Origin of the sequence: Sphaerisporangium sp. NPDC005288, from assembly GCF_040607475.1 — a bacterium.
Classification (GTDB): Bacteria; Actinomycetota; Actinomycetes; order Streptosporangiales; family Streptosporangiaceae; genus Sphaerisporangium; species Sphaerisporangium rhizosphaerae.
Genome location: NZ_JBEXGT010000020.1, coordinates 87,192 through 109,521 on the forward strand (window position 1 = coordinate 87,192; position 22,330 = coordinate 109,521).

The 22,330-nt window shown below is 71.7% G+C and carries 19 protein-coding genes; 9 read left to right on the top strand and 10 right to left on the bottom strand.

Annotated elements, in window-relative coordinates; genetic code table 11:
* Window positions 1-186 precede the first annotated feature (186 nt).
* Both ABZU32_RS20150 and ABZU32_RS20155 read left to right on the top strand, forming a co-directional pair.
* Window positions 187-3,234, top strand: coding sequence for a BTAD domain-containing putative transcriptional regulator (locus tag ABZU32_RS20150; protein WP_354924156.1), 3,048 nt, complete (start codon window positions 187-189; stop codon window positions 3,232-3,234).
* A 439-nt stretch (window positions 3,235-3,673) separates the two neighbouring features.
* On the top strand, window positions 3,674-3,976 hold the full coding sequence (locus tag ABZU32_RS20155; protein ID WP_354851618.1) for a hypothetical protein: 303 nt from the start codon (window positions 3,674-3,676) through the stop codon (window positions 3,974-3,976).
* On the opposite strand, the gene ABZU32_RS20160 is transcribed toward ABZU32_RS20155, so the two are convergent.
* The gene (locus ABZU32_RS20160) at window positions 3,969-4,898 is read right to left on the bottom strand and encodes an AraC family transcriptional regulator (protein ID WP_354924158.1); all 930 of its coding nucleotides are present in this window, start codon (window positions 4,896-4,898) and stop codon (window positions 3,969-3,971) included. The two genes, ABZU32_RS20155 and ABZU32_RS20160, sit on opposite strands and share 8 nt — an antisense overlap.
* Before the next feature lie 103 nt (window positions 4,899-5,001).
* Between ABZU32_RS20160 and ABZU32_RS20165 the strand changes: the two genes are divergently transcribed.
* From ABZU32_RS20165 to ABZU32_RS20175, 3 genes are all read left to right on the top strand, one after another.
* Window positions 5,002-6,030, top strand: a complete 1,029-nt coding sequence (locus ABZU32_RS20165; protein ID WP_354924160.1) for an aldo/keto reductase — start codon at window positions 5,002-5,004, stop codon at window positions 6,028-6,030.
* A 370-nt stretch (window positions 6,031-6,400) separates the two neighbouring features.
* Window positions 6,401-8,380 carry a substrate-binding and VWA domain-containing protein gene (locus ABZU32_RS20170; protein ID WP_354924162.1) on the top strand — a complete coding sequence of 660 codons (1,980 nt, stop codon included), beginning with the start codon at window positions 6,401-6,403 and terminating at the stop codon, window positions 8,378-8,380.
* 56 nt (window positions 8,381-8,436) lie between these two features.
* The gene (locus ABZU32_RS20175; protein ID WP_354924163.1) at window positions 8,437-8,961 is read left to right on the top strand and encodes a hypothetical protein; all 525 of its coding nucleotides are present in this window, start codon (window positions 8,437-8,439) and stop codon (window positions 8,959-8,961) included.
* 124 nt (window positions 8,962-9,085) lie between these two features.
* Here ABZU32_RS20175 and ABZU32_RS20180 read toward each other — a convergent pair whose 3' ends face one another.
* From ABZU32_RS20180 to ABZU32_RS20195, 4 genes are all read right to left on the bottom strand, one after another.
* Window positions 9,086-10,678, bottom strand: a complete 1,593-nt coding sequence (locus ABZU32_RS20180) for an MFS transporter (protein ID WP_354924165.1) — start codon at window positions 10,676-10,678, stop codon at window positions 9,086-9,088.
* A 184-nt stretch (window positions 10,679-10,862) separates the two neighbouring features.
* Window positions 10,863-11,714: an LLM class flavin-dependent oxidoreductase gene (locus ABZU32_RS20185; protein ID WP_354924167.1), complete on the bottom strand. Its 852-nt coding sequence runs from the start codon at window positions 11,712-11,714 to the stop codon at window positions 10,863-10,865.
* Window positions 11,715-11,801: 87 nt separating this feature from the next.
* Complete coding sequence (locus ABZU32_RS20190; protein WP_354851637.1) at window positions 11,802-12,392, bottom strand: TetR/AcrR family transcriptional regulator; 591 nt, start codon at window positions 12,390-12,392, stop codon at window positions 11,802-11,804.
* A gap of 112 nt (window positions 12,393-12,504) precedes the next feature.
* Window positions 12,505-13,062: a GNAT family N-acetyltransferase gene (locus ABZU32_RS20195; protein ID WP_354924169.1), complete on the bottom strand. Its 558-nt coding sequence runs from the start codon at window positions 13,060-13,062 to the stop codon at window positions 12,505-12,507.
* Between the two features lie 86 nt (window positions 13,063-13,148).
* On the opposite strand from ABZU32_RS20195, the gene ABZU32_RS20200 reads away from it, so the two are divergent.
* Entirely contained in the window at window positions 13,149-13,619 is a 471-nt protein-coding gene (locus tag ABZU32_RS20200) for a helix-turn-helix domain-containing protein (protein ID WP_354851641.1), read from the top strand.
* Window positions 13,620-13,702: 83 nt separating this feature from the next.
* Here the strand turns inward: ABZU32_RS20200 and ABZU32_RS20205 are convergent, their stop codons facing one another.
* Window positions 13,703-14,356 carry a VC0807 family protein gene (locus ABZU32_RS20205; RefSeq protein WP_354924171.1) on the bottom strand — a complete coding sequence of 218 codons (654 nt, stop codon included), beginning with the start codon at window positions 14,354-14,356 and terminating at the stop codon, window positions 13,703-13,705.
* A gap of 215 nt (window positions 14,357-14,571) precedes the next feature.
* On the opposite strand from ABZU32_RS20205, the gene ABZU32_RS20210 reads away from it, so the two are divergent.
* Both ABZU32_RS20210 and ABZU32_RS20215 read left to right on the top strand, forming a co-directional pair.
* A complete protein-coding gene (locus ABZU32_RS20210; protein WP_354924172.1) occupies window positions 14,572-15,411 on the top strand; it encodes an SURF1 family protein in 840 nt (279 codons plus the stop codon).
* A 253-nt stretch (window positions 15,412-15,664) separates the two neighbouring features.
* A complete protein-coding gene (locus tag ABZU32_RS20215) occupies window positions 15,665-16,864 on the top strand; it encodes an amidohydrolase family protein (protein WP_354851648.1) in 1,200 nt (399 codons plus the stop codon).
* Here the strand turns inward: ABZU32_RS20215 and ABZU32_RS20220 are convergent.
* The 3 genes from ABZU32_RS20220 to ABZU32_RS20230 all read right to left on the bottom strand — a co-directional run bounded on the left by ABZU32_RS20220 (window position 16,861) and on the right by ABZU32_RS20230 (window position 19,220).
* Window positions 16,861-17,250, bottom strand: coding sequence for a YkvA family protein (locus ABZU32_RS20220; RefSeq protein WP_354924174.1), 390 nt, complete (start codon window positions 17,248-17,250; stop codon window positions 16,861-16,863). The two genes, ABZU32_RS20215 and ABZU32_RS20220, sit on opposite strands and share 4 nt — an antisense overlap.
* Window positions 17,251-17,492: 242 nt before the next feature.
* Window positions 17,493-18,470: an LLM class F420-dependent oxidoreductase gene (locus ABZU32_RS20225; protein ID WP_354924176.1), complete on the bottom strand. Its 978-nt coding sequence runs from the start codon at window positions 18,468-18,470 to the stop codon at window positions 17,493-17,495.
* 75 nt (window positions 18,471-18,545) lie between these two features.
* Window positions 18,546-19,220 (bottom strand): TetR family transcriptional regulator, encoded by a 675-nt coding sequence (locus tag ABZU32_RS20230; protein ID WP_354851656.1) that lies wholly within the window; start codon window positions 19,218-19,220, stop codon window positions 18,546-18,548.
* Window positions 19,221-20,419: 1,199 nt separating this feature from the next.
* On the opposite strand from ABZU32_RS20230, the gene ABZU32_RS20235 reads away from it, so the two are divergent.
* The gene (locus ABZU32_RS20235; protein ID WP_354924178.1) at window positions 20,420-20,893 is read left to right on the top strand and encodes a hypothetical protein; all 474 of its coding nucleotides are present in this window, start codon (window positions 20,420-20,422) and stop codon (window positions 20,891-20,893) included.
* Window positions 20,894-21,242: 349 nt separating this feature from the next.
* Here ABZU32_RS20235 and ABZU32_RS20240 read toward each other — a convergent pair whose 3' ends face one another.
* A complete protein-coding gene (locus ABZU32_RS20240) occupies window positions 21,243-22,310 on the bottom strand; it encodes an aspartate-semialdehyde dehydrogenase (RefSeq protein ID WP_354924179.1) in 1,068 nt (355 codons plus the stop codon).
* Window positions 22,311-22,330: the final 20 nt, after the last annotated feature.

The window sequence follows — 22,330 nt, forward strand, 5'->3', positions numbered from 1 at the left end:
GCCATCAGCATCGCCGCGACCGGTCAACGGCAGATCAACGAGAAATCAACGACTCGATTAACGCGACGGGCGCCGCATAGGGAATAAAGCATCTGGGGACCTATCATTTGCCAATAGAACCGTCTTGAGGGTGGAGAAGCAGGGAAAATGGCTGGTCAAGAGGCTGCGGCTGGCCTTCGCTTCGCGGTGCTCGGACCGGTTCAGGCCTGGCTGTCCGGCCGCGAGGTCGAATTGGGCACCCCTCTGCAACGATCCATCCTCGCCATGCTGCTGCTCCGCGAGGGCCGCGCGGTGACCCCGATGGAGATGATCGACGCCATCTGGGGGGAGGACGCCCCGCCGCGCGCGCTCGGCGCGCTGCGCACGTACGTGTCGCGGCTGCGGGCCGTACTGGAGCCGGATCGCTCGCCCCGCATGCGTCCTGAGCTGCTCACATCGGTGGGACGGGGGTACGCGCTGCGCCTGGCGCCCGACGCCCTGGACCTGACGCTCTTCGAGCGTTCCGTGGCCGCGGCGGAGGCGCGGCGCAAGGCGGGCGACCTGCCGGGCGCGGCCGCCACCGTGCGCGACGCCCTCGCCCTGTGGTCGGGGGAACCGCTCGCCGGGGCGCTCGGCCCGTACATCGAGAGCCAGCGCGGCAGGCTCGTCGAGCGGCGCATCGGCGTCGTCGAGAGCCTGATGGAGCTGGACCTCCAGCTCGGCCGGCACGCCGATGTCATCCCCGAGCTGATCGCCCTGACGGCCGAGCACCCGCTGCGCGAGCGACTGCGCGGCCAGCTCATGCTCGCCTACTACCGCTGCGGGCGTCAGGCCGAGGCGCTGGCGGTGTTCTCCGACACCCGGCGGGCCCTGGTGGAGGAGCTGGGCATCGACCCCGGCCACGAGCTGTCCTCGCTCCACCAGCGCATCCTCGGCGCCGATCCGCGGCTCGCGTGGGCGCCCACCCCGCAGGAACGGCGCCCCGCGGCCCCTCCCGCCCCGGCGGGGACCACCGACCGCGGCGAGCAGGGCGGCGCCCCGCACACCCCCGCCGCGAGGACCACGGGCGAGACGCCCTTCTCCGGCGCGGAGAGCGCCGAGGCCGAGCACGAGGGCTTCCAGGAGATGCCCCGTCCCGCCCAGCTCCCGGCCGCCGTCAGCGACTTCACCGGCCGCAGGCAGGTCGTCAACCGGCTGCGCACGCTGCTGACCAGCGCCACCGGCTCCGAGGGCATGCCCGTCGCGGCCGTCTCGGGCATCGGCGGGGTCGGCAAGACGGCGGTCGCCGTGCACGTGGCCCACTCGCTGCACGACGTGTTCCCCGACGGGCAGTTGTACGCCGACCTGCGCGGCTACGGCAAGGAGCCGACGGCCCCCGAGTCGGTGCTGGCGGCGTTCCTGCGCGCGCTCGGCATCCCGGTGGACATCATCCCCGACGGCCTCGCCGAGCGCGGCGCGCTGTTCCGTTCGCTGCTCGCCGACCGGCAGATGATCGTCCTGCTGGACAACGCGCGCGACGCCGAGCAGGTGGAGCACCTGCTGCCCGGGACGGCCGGGTGCGCGGCGATCATCACGAGCCGGGGGAAGCTGGCCGACCTGCCCTCGGCCCGGCTGCTGGATCTTGAGGTCATGGAGCCGGACGAGGCGCTGACGCTGTTCTCGGCGGTCGCCGGCGCCGAGCGGGTGGCGGCGGAGCGCCCCGCGGCCATGGACGTGGTCGCCATCTGCGGCTTCCTGCCGCTGGCCGTCCGCATCGTCGCGGCCAGGCTCGCGGCCCGGCCGTCGTGGACGGTGGCCTCGCTGGTGCCCCGGCTCGCGGACGAGCGCCGGCGCCTTTCCGAGATGCGCATCGGGCACCTGGCCGTGGACGCCACCTTCTCGCTGGGCTACGGGCACCTGGACCCCGGCCAGGCGCGGGCCTTCCGCCTGCTCTCGCTGCCGAACGGGCCGGACATCGGCATCCAGGCGGCCTCGGCGGTGCTGTCGCTCAGCATGATCGAGACCGAGGACATCCTGGAGTCGCTGGTCGACGTCAGCCTGCTGGAGGCCCCGGCGCCCGGCCGGTACCGCTTCCACGACCTGCTGCGGCTGTTCGCCCGCAAGCAGGCGGAGGCCACCGAGAGCCCCGAAGCGGGGGCGCTGGCGCTGCGCCGGCTGCTCGGGTTCTACCTGACCTCGGCCCAGGCGGCGCACCGGCTCGCCTACGAAGGCAGCGTGATCTCCGACCACCTGGTGTCCTCGGGCGTGCCCGGCCGGACCTTCGCGGGCGCCGACGAGGCCGTGACCTGGCTGACCGTCGAGGCCGAGGCGATGTTCGCCATCATCGGGCAGATCGCCGAGTCCGGCCCCTCCGTCGAGGCGCTGTCACCCGCCGCCGACCTGCTGGTAGCGATGGAGCCGCTGCTGGAGTCCGGCGCCTACGGCCGCGAGTTCGTCTCGCGCACCGGCGCGGTGATCGTCGCGGCGCAGGCCGTCAACGACAAGGTCAGCGAGCTGCGCTGCCGGTACGTCCTGGGTCGCGTGCTGTTCGGCAGCAACCGGATGGGCGACGCCGAGGAGCAGTTCCGCGCGGCCCTGGACCTGGCCGACTCGACCGGCGACCACATCGTCAGGGGAGAGATCTACAACGGCCTGGCCGTCGTCGCCGGGCGCAGGCGCCGCCACCAGGACGCGCTGGCCCTGTTCGACTCGGCGCTCAAGGCCTACCAGGACATCGGCGCGGCGGCCGGAGAGGCCCTGGTGGCCAGCTACTCCGCCCGCGACCACCTGGGCCTGGGCAACAGCGAGGAGGCGATCGCCGCCGCCCACCGGGGGCTGGCGATCTTCACCGAGCTGGGGAGCGAGCCGGGCATGGCCCGCGCGCGGTACCAGCTCGGCATCGTCCTGTCACGGGTGGGCCGCCTCACCGAGGCGGTCGTCCATCACGCCGAGTGCCTGGACTTCTTCCGCGCCGGCGGCCAGAAGGTGTGGGAGCAGCGGGTGTGCACCCGGCTCGCCGAGACGTTCATCGCCGCCGAGCGTTACAAGGACGCGGCGCGGTACGCCGAGCAGGCGCTCACGCTGAGCAGGGAGATCGGGCACCCGTACGGCGAGGCGTTGTCGCTGACCGTGCTAGGCCGTGCCCTCACCGGGCTCGGCAGCGTCCGGCGCAGCGGTGACTGCCTCAAGCGGGCCCTGGACATCTTCACCCGGCTGGGCTCCCCCGAGGCCGACGACCTGCGCGCGCTCCTGAAGCTGGATCAGGTCGGCGATTAGCTCGCGGACCCCGCTCATGGGTTCGTCGTCCAACCTGGTCATCCACACGTGATTTATCACTCTGCATCCCGATATGTCGCATGACGGCGTTGTCTGCCCTATCTGGGGGTGAAAGTGCCCGGCCGGTCGTCTGCCGCCGCGGGGCGCCGGGGGCCCGGTTGGTCACCGGTGGCGCCTTCGCGGCGACCGGCCGCCTCACGACGACGACCGGCCGGACGTCAGCACGGATCTTGAACCCCCCAAGCTCCGCGCCTCTGCCGTCAAGGCTCGCGCCCGGGGTTCAACGTCGGATCAACGGCCGATCGCACCCCTGCAAGCGGGCCCTCGGCGGATCAACCTGGGGTACCGGGCGCTCAAGTGAACGGCAAGCCGCACGTAAGCGGGTACAGGTAGACCTGGGGCGTACGCCCGCACCACCTGCACCAAGGAGCGGATCTCCATGCTGATCCCGTGCTTCGCCTGCGAGTCCCGGTTCCGTCCGGAGGAGTACTTCCTCGCCTGCCACGACTACAACCGCGGCATGGACCTGGTCGCGTGGACCTGTCCGCGCTGCGGCAACCGGGACGATCTGCGCGTGCTGCCCGACGCGCTCGGGTTCGGCTATCCCCGCCGCGGGCGCTTCGACGTGCACGACCGCTTCCGGGTCCCCGGCCTGCGCCGCCACCGCATGGACATGCGCCTGGACATCTCCCTGGACAAGGAGGTCTGGCGCGTCCCCACCCGCCTCCGTCAGCTCACCTAGCCGCCTGCGCCGCGCCGCGGCCTGCGCGGTAGGCCCGCGGAGAGACGCCCATCACGCGCTTGAAGGCGTTGCTGAAGGCGCTCTCGGAGCCGTAGCCCCAGGCGGCCGCCACGGCACTGATCGTCCGGCCGGTCGCCCGCAGATCCTGACCGGCCGAGTGCATGCGCCAGCGCAGCAGGTAGTCCAGCGGCGCCGAGCCGACGGCCGACCTGAACCTCTCCGCGAAGCTCGACCGTGACATGCCGACCTCGGCGGCCAACTCGGCCACCGTCCACCGGCGCCCGTTGTCCTGGTGCATGAGCCGCAGGGCCGCGCCGATCTGCGGGTCCATGAGGGCGCTGAGCCAGCCGCCCGGCGCGCGGCCCTCGCCGGAGGCGGCCCGCGCGTGGGCGCGCAGGATCTGGATGAAGATGATCTGCGCGACCCGGTCGGTCATGAACTCGCTGCCGAGCCCCGGGGCGGCGTTCTCCCTGGCCAGCAGCCGCAGCGCCGCCTGCAGCACCTCGGCCTGGTCGGATTCGGCGGGCGCGTGGACGAACGGCGGCAGGACGTCCAGCAGCAGCCGGGCGTTCGCCGTGTCCAGCGTGATCGGCCCGCCGACGATGACGACCTCGTCCCCGCCCCAGCGGAGCACCGCGTCCACGGTCTCGCGGAACGCGACGGAGGCGTGGACGGGCTCGACCAGCGGGTCGCTGAACATGCGGTACGGCGCGCCGCCGTTGATCAGGTAGCAGTCGCCGGCCTCGACCAGCACGGGCGCGAGGTCGCCGACGGCGATCCAGCACGAACCGGCGAGCACGGCGCCGCACTTCACGTGCGGGTACCCGTCGAAGGTCATCGCCCAGGAGCCGCCCGCCTCGAAACGCAGGGGCAGGGCGCTCTCGACGTTCAGCAGCGACAGCACGTTCGACAGAGGGTCCACGCGACCTCCGGACGATCGCTCAAGAAAAACGGACTTTCACGCATGGATTGTCGTTGACGAACTCCGTAACCTGCAAGACGAACGGTAACAAGGGGGACAAAACATGAAATATCGACCGTTGGGCCGTACGGGGGTCTACGTATCCGAGCTCTGCCTGGGCGCGATGACGTTCGGCGGCGCCGACCACCCGGTGTTCAAGATGGTCGGCGGGCTGGGGCAGGACGACACCGACCAGATCGTCGGCACCGCCCTGGACGCGGGGGTCAACTTCATCGACACCGCCGACATGTACGCGGACGGCGAGTCCGAGACGCTGCTCGGCCAAGCCCTCAAGGGCCGCCGCGACGATGTCGTCCTGGCCACCAAGCTCGCCGCCCGCACCGGGCCTGGCCCGAACGACGTCGGCCTCTCACGCCTGCACCTCGCGCGCAGCCTCGAGGACAGCCTGCGCAGGCTGGGGACCGACCACATCGACCTGTACCAGATCCACAGCATCGACCCCTATACGCCGATCGAGGAGACGCTGCGCGCGCTGGACGACGCGGTGCGCCAGGGCAAGATCCGCTACATCGGCTGCTCGAACCTCGCGGCCTGGGAGGTCGCCAAGGCGCTCGGCGTGTCGGCGGCGCGCGGCCTGGCGGAGTTCGTCTCGGTGCAGTCGTACTACTCGCTGGTGGGACGCGACGTCGAGCGGGAGCTGATCCCGATGCTGCGGTCGGAGGGGCTGGCCCTGATGGTGTGGAGCCCGCTCGCCGGCGGCCTGCTGTCGGGCAAGACCGACCGGAACGGCGTCTCCGACGCCGGCGCGCGGCACGCCCAGGGGCAGTTCGTGCCGGTCGACACGGAGAAGGCCTACGACGTCATCGACGTGCTGAAGGCCATCGCCGCCCGCCACGAGGTGAGCGCGGCCCGCGTCGCGCTCGCCTGGGTGCTGGCACAGCCCGCCGTCACCAGCGTCATCATCGGCGCCAGGCGGGTGGACCAGCTCACCGACAACCTCGCGGCCACCGAACTGACGCTGACCGAGGACGACCTGGCCCGGCTCGACGAGGTGAGCCGCGACGCCCTTCCTCCGTACCCGGCCTGGATCCAGCAGGCAGGACTCCGCGACCGGCTCCCACGGCCGGCGTGAGATATCCGGGCGTCCCTGTCGAATTTCCGCCGGAATCGTCATGCGCGGAAGTTCTTGCGCGTGAGGCTCCTCCACCCACCACGGGGAGCATCAAGCACAAATCATGACAAATAGAGAATGTCACTATCCGCAGGTCGGCATACCGGGCGGACGCCCCCGGTGTGCCGACCTGCGGGTTCACCCTCATCACAGAACGGTCCCGCATCCGGCCGGGCCGTATGCGGGAATAGATACGATCCACATTCACCGGCGCGTTCACTGAATTCGACATGACCCCGTCCGCACGGACCGGCATACGCCATCGATACAGTTGTGAATGGCGATATCTGGCACCATATGGCTCTCGTAGCGATTTCTCAGAGGGAGCACCTTGGCCGGTCTTTCACGTCGGTTCCGGTTCAGCGGTGCGGTGGCCGCCGTCCTGGCCGCTTCCGCACTGATCCCGTTCTCGGGAGGCCTGACCACGAAGCCGCAGGGGACGGGTTGCGTCGGCGACACGCGGATCCCGGTCATCGCGTCCATCGACAAGATCGACGCCATGCGGCGGATGGCGCAGGAGTTCACCGGCCCGCACGGCCACGAGGTGGACGGCAGGCGCGTCTGCCTGGACGTCCTGGAGTCCCAGTCGGGATCGGTGCTGCTCAAGCTGATCGAGGCCTGGCGCCGGCACGACATGCCGGGCGCGGTGGACACCCCCGGGCCGTTCGACGACTACCCGCTGATCTGGCTCCCGGCCTCCACCATGTGGTGGGTCCAGCTCAAGGAGCGCACCGACTCGTGCGGGAGTAAGCAGACCGCCTTCACCTGCACCGACAACCAGCTCGGGCTGGAGAACACCGCGCCCCGGTCCCTGGCCCGCTCGCCGATGGTCGTCGCGGTGCCCCGGTCGCACAGGGACAAGCTCAGCAAGCTCTCCGGCGACACCATCACCTGGAAGGCGCTGACCACCTGCTACCCCACCGGTTGTGACCCGGCCCTGGGGAAGACCAACCCCAACCTGTCCACGATGGGGCTGGCCGCCGAGCTCGGCATGATCTGGGAGGCCGCCGGCGACCGGCCCAACGAGGGCGCGGCCCAGATGATCTACGACGTGGTGCGGGACAAGGACGACGGGACGCCCGACTCCCGCATCCTCGATCTGCGCAAGCGGGCGCGCGACGGCGTGCGGCGGATGGAGATGGCCTTCACCCACTACGGCGCGACCACCAACGACCTATTGTGCGAGCTGACCCGCGAGTCCGCCGACGGCAAGGTCAGGCAGGCGGTCGTGGTGGATGAGCAGACGGTGTGGTCGTACAACACCGGCCGGCAGGTCGGGCTCGGCTGCCGGAGCGCCACGAAGGGCGAGGAGCCGCAGGACCCGCTGTCGCCGATCTTCCTGGCCGACCGCTCGCTGATGTCGGACCACCCGTTCGTCCTCATCGACCCCGAGCCGAAGCTGCATGAGGTGGAGAACCGGGCGGCCCGCGACTTCCGCGACCACCTTCTCCAGCCGGAACAACAGAGGGAGTTCCAGGACTTCGGCTTCCGGATCCCCGACCAGGAGACCGGCAAATACGTCCTCGGCGGCCCGCAGATCAAGAAGCTGTATCCGGACAGGTCGGTCTACGACCGGGTGCTGGAGGGCTACCATCTGCGCCTTCCGCCCTGCGTCACCGCCGACGACCATTGCCCGCGCGGGGTGTTCGACGACGCGCTCACCGTGTGGGCGACCGAGCTTCGCAAGCCGCTACGCACCGAAGTGCTCGTCGACTACTCCGGCTCGATGAGCGACCCCGTACGGGACACCGGCGCCATCAAGATCGACATCGCGCTCGCGGGGGTCGCCCAGATGCTCGCGGCCTTCCACGAGGGCGACCGGCTCGGGGTCCGGGTGTTCGCGACCCTGCACCCGGAGAAGGGTCGCGACTGGGAGGACATCCGGCCGTTCTCCCCGGTCACCTCGAAGAACACCGTGGCCGAGGTACGCGCCGCGTTCCAGCGGTTCTTCACCGTGCGGCACGGCGGCGAGCGCCGCAGGACGGGCCTGTACGACAGCATCGCGGACGCCGTCGAGAAGGTCGCCGACGGGTGCACGGGCGGTGAGACCGGCACGGTCGTCGTCCTCACCGACGGCGCGAACGCCAAGGACGGCGGGCGCGAGCTGGACCGGCTGGTCAACGAGTTGAGCCATCCCGTCAACGGCAGGTGTGCGGTCCGCGTGATGCTCGTCGCCTACGGCGGGGACATCGACGACAAGGCCGCCGAAGCAATGGCTAGGATCGCCGACGCCACGTCCGGGGGGGTGTACTACGCCACCGACCCAGCGTCCCTCGGAACGGTGCTCACCGATCTGATAGCCGACTTCTGACGCCCTCCGCGCGGGGCGCTTCTTCATAGCGGACTCCCTTGAAAGGACGCGGCTCCATGCCGATCTCGACCCCGCACCGGACCGCCGCGGTGGCCTCCGGTGCGATCGCGGCCGCGATCTCGCACATCACGGGTCATCCGCCGCCCGGCGTCGTCGTCGCGGTCGGAGTCCTGGTCTGCGGCGCCTACGTCGCCGGCCTGGCCGTGGGCGACGCCGTTCCTCCCCTGATCGCCCACGTCCGTCGGATCCCGCGCCGGCGGACCGCCCTGCTCACCGCGGCGTCCATGGCGCTCGCGATCGTCTCGGCGATGCTCGCCGGGGAGTCCATCCCCGTCAGGATCGCGGCCGCGCTCGCGGGGCTGTTCGCGCCGTTCCTGCTGGATCTGGCCGTGGCCGCCCACCACAGGGAATCCGCGTCGCGGACGCCCGACCCCGGCCCGGCATCCGGGGCCGGTCTCGACCCCCCGGGGTCGGGTCTCGGCCTGTCGGCGACGGACCCTGGCCCTTCGACCCCGGCGAGTGGTCCCGAGCCCACGGCGTCCGGCCCCGCCGGTACGCCGGTCGGCGGGGCCTCCGCCTGACCGCGCCGGCCGCGCCCTGCCCGGCACATGGATGGAGCCGGGTGGCCGACGATCCGTCGTGGCCACCCGGCTCCGGCTTTCCGGGGGAGGGGTCCCGGGGTTGCGGGCTCTCGCGGTTCCAGGGTCAGTTCACGCTCGCCAGGACCGCACCGGCCGCGTCGGTGTCTTCGGGCTGAGCGGGCTGACCGGCCGGGACGCCGCTGTCCCGCAAGACGATCGCCGACAGGACGGCCAGGCCGATGAAGACGGTCGCGCCGACGGCGGCGACGACGTTCAGCCCGCTGGTGAAGGCGACCCGGGCCGTCTCGACCAGGTCGGCGGCGAGCTGCCCGCCGACCTGCTGCGCGGCGCCGAGCGCGGCGGTGATGCTCTGGTGCGCCGTGTCGGCCGCGCCGGCCGGGACGCCCGAGGGCAGGCCGTCGGTGAGCTCGGTGCGGTAGACGAAGGTGCCGAGGCTGCCCATGGCCGCGACGCCCAGGGCGACGCCGAACTCGCCGCTGGTCTCGGTGATCGAGGCGGCGGACCCGGCCTTCTCCGGCGGGACCGAGCCCATGATGAGGTTCATGGTGAGCGACATCGGCAGGGCGATGCCGAAGGACGCCAGCACCAGGCCGGTGACCAGCAGCGGCAGACCGTCGACGGCCGGGACCTGGGTGTGGGCGACCAGACCGGCGCCAGCGATCAGCAGGCCGGTGGCGATGACGTAGGCGGGGCGGATCCTGCGGGCCAGCGCCGGGGCGACCATCGAGCCGGCCACCATGGCCACGTTCTGCGGGAGGAGCCACAGGCCGGAGTCCATCGGGCCCAGGCCCTGCACGGTCTGCAGGTAGAGACTGGACAGCAGGGTGGTGCCCGCCATCACGACGCCCGCCCCCAGCCCGACGCCCATCGCGGTGCTGAAGGTGCGGTTGGCGAACAGCCGCAGGTCGAGCAGCGGGTTGGCGAGCCCGCGCTGGCGCAGGACGAACACGGCGCCCATGGCGACACCGGCGACCAGGGAGGCGACGGGCAGTGCGTGCGCGCCGTCGCGGGCCAGTTCCTTCAGGCCGTAGATGGCGGGCAGGATCGCCGCCAGGGACAGCGCGACGCTCGCCAGGTCGAGGCGGCCGGCATTCGGGTCGCGGTACTCCGGCAGCAGGCGCGGGCCGACGACCAGCAGCAGCGCCATGACCGGGACGCCGAGCAGGAAGGCCGAGCCCCACCAGAAGTGCTCAAGGAGCAGCCCGCCGACCAGCGGGCCGACCGTCATGCCGCCCATGAAGCAGGCGAACCAGATGCCGATCGCGGCGCCCATCTGCTTGGGGTCGCGGAACATGTTGCGGATCAGCGCCATCGTGGAGGGCATGAGCGAGGCCCCGGCGATGCCGAGCAGCGCACGGGAGGCGATGAGCATCTGCGGGTTGACCGAGTACGCGGCCAGGATCGAGGCGGCGCCGAAGGCCGCGGCGCCGGCCAGCAGGAGCTTGCGACGGCCGATGCGGTCGCCCAGGGTGCCCATGGTGACCAGGAACCCGGCGAGCATGAACGAGTAGATGTCCAGGATCCACAGCTGCTGGGTGGAGTCGGCGCCGAGGCCCCGGCTCAGCTGGGGAAGCGCCAGGTACAGCACGCTGATGTCCAGCGACATCAGCAGAGTCGGCAGAGCCAGCACGGCCAGCCCGATCCATTCGCGCCGCCCGGCCCGCAGGTCGGAGGTGATCTCACCATTGGCGTTCATCGCACATTCCTTCGTGGTCGGTGGTCGTTCACGCGGTCGTCCCCGGCGTGATCGCCGCCTTCGCGGGCCCCGATCAGCGCCTCTGGTCGTACCGTCTCACCGACAAAGTTTTTTGTCAAGACGATTAGAGCTTTCGGTACGCGGGCGCGCCGAAACGGGAAGGGGAACCGCAGGAGCGATCGGCTCAAGGAAGGGCGTCGGCGATGCGCCCGACCTGGCCGGGGTCGGCGGACCAGCAGTAGAGCATCACCTCGTCGGCGCCCACGTCGCCGAAGGCCGTGACGGCGTGCCTGACGGCGTCCGGCGTGGTCAGCAGCCCCTGGACCACCTTGTGCCGGTAGTCACCGAAGTCGTAGTACGCCCGCAAGGCCCGCCCGGCGTCGTCCACGACCTGTCCGGGGCCGAGGGCCACGTTGGCCTGCGCGACCAGCCGTGGACGGCCCTCGCGCCCGGCCGACCGCCACGCCCGCTCCACCGTCCGGAAGAAGCGGCCCATGTCCTGCGGCCCGAACATCGCCCCGAGGAAACCGTCGCCGTGGTGCGCCACGCGGTCGGCGGTCGCCGGGACGAAGCCGCCGAAGAGCACTTCGGGACCCCCGGTGCGGGCCGGCGCGGGCCCGATCGGCCCGGCGCCCCCGCCGTACGCCTCGCCGGCCCACAGGCGCCGCATGGTCCTCATCTGCTCGTCCAGGCGCCGGCCGCGCCCGCGGTAGTCGACCTGCGCGACCCGGAAGTCGTCCTCGCGCACGCCGACCCCGATCCCGAGCGTCAGGCGGCCGCCGGAGAGCCGATCGAGCGTGGCGCACTGCTTGGCGAGCAGGGCGGCCGGTCGCAGGGGCGCGACCAGCACCTCGGTCATCAGGCGGACGCGGGAGGTCGCCCCGGCGATGACTGCGAGGGTCACCAGCGGCTCGGGGTTGTCGTAGACGAGGCGGTCGAGCAGGCCGAGGGCCGAGAACGGACCGGCCTCGGCGCGGGACGCCCAGTCGGGCAGCACCGCGAGGTCACCGACGGGCAGCCCGAGCCCTACCTCCATGAGGGTCGCCCCCATCCTGTGCCGCGCGGAACGGGGGTGGCCCACTCTAGGCGGCCGGCCGGGACCCCCGGCCGCAGGCGCGCCGGGTCAGGCGAGCCGGAGGCTCAGCCAGGCGGCCTCGCAGAGGGACCTGATCTCCTCCTCGGTCGGCTGGTGGGCCCCGGAGAACCACAGACGGCACATCTCGGTGGCCGGGCCGAGCCACAGCACGTAGCACATGGTGGGGTGCACCGGCCGCAGCACGCCGTCCTTCATGTGCGGGCGCCACCAGTCGGACACCTGGCGGAAGAAGGCCCGCCGGGACTCGGCGACCTCGGGGCCGCCCGGCTCGTCGCGGCGGGGCGGGCGTTCGCTGATCAGGATGCGGGCCCGCTCGGGGTGCTCGCCGCACCAGGCCATGTGCATGGCGACGATCGCCTCGATGCCGCCCCGGGCGCTGTCATGGCGGCACAGCTCTTCCACGAACGCCTGCTGGTACATGTTCTGGATCTCGGAGTAGAGCACCCCGAAGACGTGTTCCTTGCTGGCGAAGTGGTGGTAGAAGCTCCCCACGCTGACGCCGCTCTCTTCGCGGAGGCTGGCGAGCGTCGTGGCCGAGACTCCGTCCTGGCTGAAGCGGCGCAGGGCACCCTCGATGATGCGGGTGCGGCCGTCTCGTCCGTTCTTCGCGGTCTTCACGATGTCAATGGTGACTCAACAGAACCTTGTTCTGCAAACCCCGGGGCACAACCCTCCGAGCGCACCCCATCCTAACGACCTTGGGAGCGACGGCGGCGGCGGGGCGTGCGGCTCAGCCGGCCGGCGCCGCCTCGAGCGACGCGGCGATCTCGACGGTGCCGGAGACCACGCGCATCCGCGCGTGCGGCCACCACCGGGCGATCATGGACAGCACCTTGCGGTTCTCTCCCATGACGTCCATGGTCACCGCCGTCGCGCCGCGGGCGACGGCACGGGCGAGCAGCCTGCGCACGAGCCGCGAGCCGAGCCCCACGCCCTGCCACGCGTCGGCGACGACCACCGCGATCTCGGTCGACCCGTCCCGGGTGAAGCTCATCGCGTGCCCGATGATCCGCTCGCCGGCGTCCACGGCCAGCAGGACGTCGCGCGCCTCGCCGACGGTGACCATGGCGCTCACCAGCGCCCTGCCGGGCCGCGGGACTCCGCCGAAGAAGCGCAGCGACTGGCTGCGCAGGGACAGTCCGGCGACGAAGGCCCGCACTCTGTCCTCGTCGTCCATCCGGGCGGGACGGACGCGCACCGCGGCGACCGGCGCCGTACCCGGTCGGGGCGCGGGCGTCCCGGGAACGGAGGGGAGCGCACGACGCGAGTCGGCCTGAGTCTGAATCATGAACCCAGACTCGCCCAGCCCGCCTGAGTCTGTCAACTAGACTTAGCCGCATTGGAGGGAGGGAAATGAACGCCTACGATGCCTCCATGTCCGGGCGAACCCATTTCCGGGTGGAGAACTGCTCGATCGAGCGCACGCTCGCGGTCATCGGCGAGAAATGGACGCTCCTCGTGCTACGGGAGATCTTCAACGGCGTGCGCCGGTTCGCCGACATGCAGGCCGGCACCGGCGCCCCCCGCCAGGTGCTCAGCGCCCGCCTCACGCGGCTGGTCGAGGAAGGGCTGCTCCGCAAGGTCCCCTACCGCGAGCCCGGCAGCCGCAGCCGCGACGAGTACCGCCTCACGCAGGCGGGCCTCGACCTGTACCCGATCATGGTCAGCCTGATGCACTGGGGCGACCGCTACGTGGCCGACCCCGACGGCCCCTCGGTCGTCCTGACCCACCGCGACTGCGGCTCCCCCGTCGAACTGCACATGCGCTGCGCGGACGGCCACGAGGTGCCCTCGCCCCGCGAGGTCACCCCCCGCCTCGGCCCCGGCGCGCGCCTGGCCGGCTGACGCCGGGCATCGCCAAGCCAGCCCATCGCGGCATCGAGGAACCGGCCCCGAGCCCGTCCCGGCCGCGACTCACGGCCGCCCGGTCACAGCCTCTGCAGGACGCGGAGCACCCGCCGGAAGGCCAGCAGCGAGACCCCCGCCGCGGCGACCATGAGGACGGCCACCGCGGACGTCCGGACGATCAGGTAGGTCTCGATCGACTCGCTGAACAGCAGCCACAGGCTCAGCGTCCCGTTGACGAACTGCACCGTTCCCCACAACAGCGACAGGTGCCTGAAGAACCGGCGCATCACCGGATGGTGGAGCAGATGCTCGGGCAGCGGCACCAGATCGGTGGTGACCCGCTGGATCAGCGGGCGCGGCGCGGCGGCCGTGGCCAGGAAGGCCAGGCTCGCGCAGAACACGCCGAGCGTCGGCTGCAGGAAGTAGATGACCACGTCACCGGTGACCAGCGCCAGCGCCGCCCGCACCGTGATCGCCAGTATCGCCAGCAGCACGGTGCCGGGAACGCTCTGCCGCCTGACCAGCCGCAGCGCGGCCCCTCCGTACACCCAGGCCACCGCCATGGCCAGCCCGCCGTTGACCCCGGCCACCAGCAGGCCCGCGTAGAACACGGCGACGGGCAGGATCATGCCCTCCAGCACGCGCGGCGCCGCGTGCCGGACGAGAACGGAGATCCTCGGCAACGCCGGGTGCGGGGCGGCGGCGGACGGCGACGCGAGAGTGGACGCGGTCATATGCGAGACGGCTCCTGCGGGACAGAGCGACGTGCCGTGGATGAAATCGGTACGACCGTACGGCATGCCTTCCCCGTCCGCGAGTGGTTCCACGAGATCATGATCGGCCGGTGGGGGGACCTTCACCACGTACAAGGACGCGCATGGCGTGACCGCGGTGGCCGCCTGCCGTGGCCGGGTCCTGGACCACTCACCGGCCTGCCTAGGCTGAAAGCGTGTACCGGTTCCTGCTGAGACCGCGATGGCTGGCGTTCCACCTGCTGGTCCTGCTGCTCATCCCCGCGTTCGTCTTCCTGGGCAGATGGCAGTTCGGGCGCTACGAGGAGCGGTCGGCGGCCAGCGAGCGGGCGCACGCCAACATCGCCGCGGCGACCGTCCCGCTCGCCGAGTTGGACCGGCCGGGCGCGAGCGTGCCCGAGGCGGTGAAGTTCCGCACCGTCACGGTCACCGGCCGCTTCGATCAGGCGCATGAGCTGGTGGTTCGCCGCCGCCCGCAGAACGGGCAGGCCGGTTTCTACGTGATCACTCCGCTGGTGACCGCGGACGGCGCCGCCGTCATCGTCAACCGGGGCTGGGTTCAAATGGGACCGACCGCCGAGGCCCCGCCGGAGGTGCCGCCGCCCACCGCGGGTGAGGTAAGTGTCACCGGCCGGCTACGCCCCGCGGAGACCGAGGACAACACCGGCATCACCGACCGCGCCGGGTTGCCGCCCCGCCAGGTCCTGCTGATCGACACCGCGAAGCTCGCCCGGACGATGCCGTACAAGCTGTTCGGCGGGTACGTCGAGCTGACGGCGCAGCAGCCCGTGGCGGCCGCCGCGCCGGACCCGGTCCCCGAGCCCGACCTGGGCGGAGGCGGCGGCCTCAACCTCGCCTACGCCGTCCAGTGGTGGCTGTTCATCGGCATCGCGATCGGCGGGTGGTTCACCCTGATCCGCCGCGAGGCGCACGACCTCAGGGCCGAGAGCGACGCCGCCCCGGCCACCGACGCCCTCCCCGCTCCCGGCGCCGACCAGCCGGTCGCCGGGGAAGCCCCCGCCACCGGCGGCCATTGACGGCCGCCTTCCACCGGCCCCCCACCGGCCATTGACAGCGACCTGCCACCGGGCTGCCACCGGCGGCCACGAGCCTGCCACCGGCCGCTTTCCGCGCCGCGAGCGAGCGTCCCGTGACCGACCGCTTGTCGTAATCGTCACGTTTTGAGGTAAGGGCTCTCACGGCGGCGGACACCGCTGCGCGCGCGAACGGATACCGATCGGAGACCTCCCAGCTTGTCTGGTGTTATTCCTGCGGCATACGGTTTTCCCTGTGAACTCATCGCTGCCCCCTGACCCCGAGCCGAGGCGGCGAGATTATGTGATCATCAGCGTCGACGATCACCTGATCGAACCGCCGGATCTGTTCGAAGGCCGGCTTCCCGAGAGGTACGTCGACATGGCCCCCAAGGTCGTCGAGACCGACGCGGGCCATCAGGTGTGGCGATACGGCGGAGCCACCTACGCGTGCGCCGGCATGGACGCCGGCGCCGGCCTTCCGCGCGACCAGTGGACGCTCGACCCGGTGCGCTTCGAGGAGATGCGGCCCGGCTGCCACGACATCGAGGCCCGCGTCAAGGACATGGACATCGCCGGGGTCTGGGCCGCGCTCAGCTTCCCCGGCATGCTGGCCGTGCAGGCGGGCATGGCCTTCGCCAAGACCCGCGACCAGGATCTCGGCCTCGCGCTCATCCGCGCGTGGAACGACTGGCACTGCGACGTCTGGGCCGGCACCTACCCCGAGCGCATCATCGCGCTCCAGCTCCCCTGGCTGCCCGACCCCGAGGTCGCCGCCAAGGAGATCCGCGCCAACGCCGCCCGCGGGTTCAAGGCGGTGGTCTTCCCCGAGTTCCCGACCCGGCTGCGGCTGCCCTCCATCCACACCGGCCACTGGGATCCGTTCTTCGCCGCCTGCGAAGAGACCGGCACGGTCGTCTGCCTGCACACCGGCGCCTCGTCGTGGTCGCCGGTGCCCTCGCCGGACACGCCCATCGAGGCCATCACCACGATGATCCCGGCGAGCGCGATGTTCGCCTGCGCCGACTGGCTCTGGTCGGGCATCCCGCTGCGCTTCCCCAAGCTGCGCATCCTCATCGTCGAGGGCGGCGTCGGATGGCTACCCATGCTGGCCGCGCGGGCCGACTACGCCCTGGACCATCCGGTCGCGGACGAGGCGACCTGGGAGGGCGGGCTCAAGCCGAGCGAGGTGCTCCGCCGCAACTTCTACTTCGGCACGCTGGACGACTACGCGCTGTCCGGCGTGCGCCTGGCCGTCGGGCTCGAGCACGTCCTGCTCGAGAGCGGCTACCCGCGCTCGGAGTCCACCTGGCCGGATGTCCAGCAGGCCCTGGCCCGCAACCTGGGCAGCCTTCCCCCGGCCGACATCGGCAGGGTGGCCTACGGCAACGCCGCCCGTCTGTTCGGCCATCCCCTGCCGTCCCGGGCCTGGCTGCTGCGCGAGGGCGAAGACTAGGCCCGCGAGCGACGCCGCCACCGCGAGACCTCGGAGACCTCGGAGACACCCGAGACCTCGCCGCGCACCTGCTTGCGCTCCCAGTCGAGGTAGCGGCCGCTCTCGCCCAGCAGCGAGCTCATGAGCCACAGGAAGGCGCCGAAGTCGTCCGCGACCCCGATCAGCGGCAGGAAGTCGGGCAGCACGTCGATCGGCGAGACGATGTAGACGATGCCGAGGCCCATCAGAGCGAGCTTGCCCTTGCCCAGGTCGCTGTACTCCCCGCGCAGCGCGCCACCGATCATCCTCGGCAGTGCCCTGAGCCGCGCCATCAGCCCGGGCGAGCCCGGGCGGCTGATGTCCTGATAGGCGCGGTAGGCCGCGGCCGCGCGTCCAGCCTTGCTCATGAGGGCCACCTCCGTCTGTGCCACCGCCACACGCGCACGGTCGGGACTCGTCGAGGGACGCCACTACCCAACCGCACCCGGATAACGCCCGCCCCCGTCCCGGAGTTCCGTCCCGGACGGCCCGCCGGCGCGGTCTCCCCGCCCGACCTCGCCGCCGGCACTCCCCTCGCCCGCCTTGGCCACGCGCCTTGGCCACGCTTCTTGGCCACGCGTCTTGGCCGCCCGTCCTCGCCGCGCGGCCCTCAGCCGGCCGGGGACGAGATGGAGGCGGCCGGAGCGAGGTCGCGGACGGCCTGAGCCATCGGGACCTCACCCGTCGCGATCGGAGCCAGCACGGGGGTCGTCAGCCCGTTGGCGACGTACTCCTCGATGCGCGCCCGGCAGGTCGCCGCGTCGCCGTGCACGATGAGCGCGTCCACCACCTCGTCCGGGATCGCGTCGAGCGCGCCCTTGCGGTCGCCCGCGGCCCACGCCTCGTGCATTGGACGAAGCACCTCGCCCCGTCCCAGCCAGTCGTGGAAGGCCGCGTACACCGGCACCGTCAGATAGGCGGCCAGCATGCGCCTGCCGAGCTTCCTGACCTTCTCCGCGTCCTCGCTGACGCAGACGAACAGGCGGGCGATCAGCTCGGTCTCCGGTCCGAGCTCGGCGCGCACGGTGCGGACGTCCTGCGGGGAGAGCCAGTTGGTGATGGCCCCGTCGGCCTCCCGCGCCGCCAGGCCCAGCATGCGCGGACGCAGCGCGGCGAGGACGATCTTCGGTGGCACCTTCGGCGCCCGCTCCAGCCGGAAGCCCTTCACCTCGAAGGTCTCGTACCTCTCGGTGACCTTCTCGCCCGCGAGGGCCTTCCTGAGGAAGCGCAGCGTGTCACGCGTCCTGGCGTACGGCTTGACGAACTCCCCGGCGTTCCACCGTTCGACGATCACCGGGGACGAGGCGCCGATGCCGAGCACGAACCGCTCGGGCGCCAGGTCGGCGAGTGTGGCGGCCGACATGGCGAGCAGGCCCGGACCCCGGGTGGACACCGGGATGATCGCGCTGCCCAGCCGGAGCGCGGGCGCCCAGTCGGCGGCCAGGGCGAGCGGGACGAAGCCATCGGTGCCGCTGACCTCGGCGGACCAGGCGTCGGTGTAACCGAGCCCCGGAAGCTCGGTCACCAGCTCCTTGGACTCGGCCATCGTGCGGTCGAAGAACGGGATCGTGATGCCCCAGCGCTTCACTGTCCACCTCCTGACGGCCGACCATACCAACCGGACGGTATGCCGCGCACGGGTCATCTCACCGTTCACGGCGGCTCAGGCGCGCAGCTCCCGCATGGCGGTGATGAAGTCCTTGGTCACCCCGCGCAGGCCCGGCAGATGGGACAGCCCCACCAGCCGGTCGATCAGCGGCACCATGACCTCGATCAACCGGTACGTGCGCTCGCACCCCGGCGAGGTGTCATGGACCCAGAACAGCACCACTCCCAGCGAGGACAACCACAGCAGCTCGGGCAGCTCCTCGCGCAGCTCCGCGTCGATGCGGTCGGCGGAGCCCTCCACGACCTCCCGGTAGATCGCGATGGCCGCCTCCCGCGCCGGCGCCGACTCCCCGCTGAAAGGACTCAGCGGATTGCTCGGCTCCGAGGCGTGCTTGAAGAACTTGACGGCGAACCCGTGGTACGGCTCGGACACCCGGACCCAGGCACGCAGCACCCCGCTCAGCCGGGCCGCGAACCTGCGCTCGCCCGCCAGGAGCTCCCGGCAGGCGGCCTCGTGCTCGCATTGCGCCCGATCGTAGTAAGCCTGGACCAACTGCTCTTTCGACGAAAAGTAGTAGTAAGCGTTTCCTACGGAGACGCCCGCCTCGGCCGCGATGGCCCGCATGGTCGTCGCCTCGTACCCCCGCTCCCTGAACAGGCGCAGGGCCGTCTCGACGATGACCTCCCGGGTCTTTTCTCCCCCACGCGCTCTCGGCGTCGATTCGACCACGTGGCAACTGTACGGCCAGGAACCCTCCATGGTCACAGACGCACAGCATGCCCGCCATTTTCCCGCAAAAACACGCAGAGTAGTGGAGTCAGCACTTTGGGCGGGTGGGATAGATCCTCTGGCGGAGGGGCGCCTTGCGACAGAGGATCAATATGGGTGTGCATCCATGCACACGGGGGCCCGCGTGGCTTGGTGCCTGCGCGTTGCTCGCCGTGCAGATCACAGTGACGGCGTTGGGTTCGGCGGAGCCCGCCTCGGCGGCCGCTCCACGGCCGGGCGGCACGGACCTCCGCTCCGCGCCCGATCGGCTCGGCACGACGTCGAGCGGCTCCGGCATGGCCTCCGGCCGCGCCGGAGCCCGCTTCCCGCGGCAGGTCGCCCTCGATCCGGCGGTACCGGAACGGGTGACACCCGAAAGGGGCATCCCTGAGGCGGCCGGCCCGGACGCGGCAGTCCGCCGCGCCACCACCCGCACCGGCACCACCCGCACCGGCACCGCCCTCACCCGGTCCGCCACCCCCGCGGACACCGCCCTCGCTCGAAAGGCGCCCCGCACCACCCTGACCACGACCACCCCGAAGGCGGCTCCCGCCCGGGCGACCGCGGCCCTCCGGAAAGCGGCTCGGCTCAAGGCGACCGCGGCCATCACCAAAGCGGCTCGGGTCAAGGTCATCCCGCAGACCCCGAAGACTCCGCAGACCCCGAAGGCCGCCCGCGTCAGGGTGACCGCGACGTCAAGGAACGCGGCGGCCCTCGCTCCGGAGACCTCGGCGGTCCGCACCTCCATGTCCTCCAGCGCGATCACGAACCACCGGCGAGCAGGCCTTGCCGTCGAAGCCGCTCCGTCCCGGCGCGCACGCCTTGCCATCGAGACCGCTCCGACGCGGCGCGCGAACCTCATCGTGAACACCGCCGGCGCCGGTCGAAGAGCACTCACGCCGAAGGCCACACGCCGGGGGTCCTTCGCTCCCAAAGCAGGCCTTTCGCGCCGCGAAGCGTTCCTCCGCATGGCCGCCCCCATCCGCCGAGGCCTACCCGCAGTAGGAGCCCGCCGAGGTCTGCTAGGTCTGCCCACGGCAGGCGTCCCCCGAGGCCTGCCCGCAGTAGGAGCCCGCCGAGGCCTGCCCGCGGTAGGCGTCCGCCGGGCGCCGGTCGTCGTCCGGGTGGCCGCCGCGCGGCGCGCGGCGGCGTCGCCGCGCATGGCTCAGCGCGTCGCCATGGCCTCCGGGATGGTCAGCCCGATGCTGTGGAGGCGGCATCTGCTGTACCCAGGCCTGCGGCTCCGGCACCCGCAGGCCGCGAGGCGGCTCCAGCGGGCGGGCCTGCGATGGCGGTCGTCGGGCAACTGCGTCAACCGGCACCGGCACTCCTGCACCTCGCTGGCCACCGTGCGGCTGCAGACGCTGTGGGGCCTGGTCGACCTCAAGCGCCGCAGCGGTTGCGACGTCCTGGTCACGGGGGGCACCGAGACCGGCCACGCCGGAGGCGTGCACAGCCACGGCAAGGGCTACAAGATCGACGTCGCCCACAACCGGTGCATCGACCGGTTCATCAGAAGCAAGTACCGGGGACGGGTCCGCGGCGACGGCGCCCGGCTGTTCTACGAGCACCGCCCTCAGGGCCACACCACCTACGCCAACGAGCCGAGCCACTGGGACATCACATTCCTCTGACCCACCCCACACCCACACCACGACCCCAACGGGGCAGACCACTCCGACCGGCCCGAACCCCGCCGAACAGGCTTGCCGCCGGCCGCCTGTGTGCCCAGTGACTCCCGGAGCGGGCGATCGTTTGCGATGGAGCGATCGCCCGCTCCGGGGCTGTGTCGGCGGCCCGAGGAGGCGCGTGGCGGCACGGGGCACGCGCGCACTTGATCGCGCGGGTGGACGGCGGCCGGCGCGTCCAGTCGCGCATGTCACTATCGACCCACTCCGGTACCCACGCCGCACCCGCCCGCGGCCGAAGCGGAACGCGACGTAACGGCCGAGGGCGGACGCGATCGAGTGGTGTGCGGGTGGGTCAGCGGGAGGAGAGTTCGACGGCGACCAGTTCGGCGATCTCGGCGGTGTTCAGTGCGGCGCCCTTGCGCAGGTTGTCGCCGCAGACGAACATGTCGAGCGTGTTGGGGAAGTCGAGCGCCTGGCGGATGCGCCCCACGTAGGTGGGGTCGGTGCCCACGACGTCGGCAGGGGTGGGGAACACGCCCTTCGCCGGGTCGTCCAGAACGACCACCGTCGGCGCGGCCTCCAGCACCGCCCGGGCCGCGGCCACCGTCACCGGCTCGTCGAAGGTGGCGTGCACGGCCAGCGAGTGGGTGGTGATGACCGGTACGCGGACGCAGGTGGCCGAGACCTTCAGGTCGGGAATGCCGAGGATCTTGCGCGACTCGTTGCGGACCTTGAGCTCCTCGGAGAACCAGCCGTCCTCCTTGAGCGAGCCCGCGGCGGGCACCACGTTGAACGCGAGCGGAGCAGGGAACGGCGAGTCGACCAGGTCGGGGACGGCCTTGCGGACGTCGCCGGCCACCGTGCCGATGGCCCGGTTTCCCGCCACCGCGGCGATCTCGTCGTAGAGCCGCTCGGGCCCCGCGACGCCCATGCCGGAGACGGCCTGGTACGACGCCACGACCAGCTCGCGCAGGCCGTACTCGCGGTGCAGAGCGCCGAGGGCGGCCATCATCGACAGCGTCGTGCAGTTGGGGTTGGCGATGATGCCCTTGGGCCGCCGGGCGATCGCCTCGGGGTTGCACTCGGGCACCACGAGGGGCACGTCGGGATCCATGCGGAAGGCGCCGGAGTTGTCCACGGCGACCGCGCCGCGGGAGGCGGCCACCGGCGCCCACTGCGCCGACACCTCGTCGGGCACGTCGAACATGGCGACGTCGACCCCGTCGAACGCCTCGGGCGACAGCGCGACGACCTCGACCTCCCGCTCGCGGACCACCAGCTTCTTGCCGGCCGAGCGGGGTGAGGCGATGAGGCGGATCTCGCCCCAGACGTCGGGGCGGCTGGACAGGATCTCCAGCATCACCGTGCCGACGGCTCCGGTGGCGCCGACGACGGCCAGGGTGGGCTTGTCGGAACTCACTGCTCGGTCACTCTCCTCGC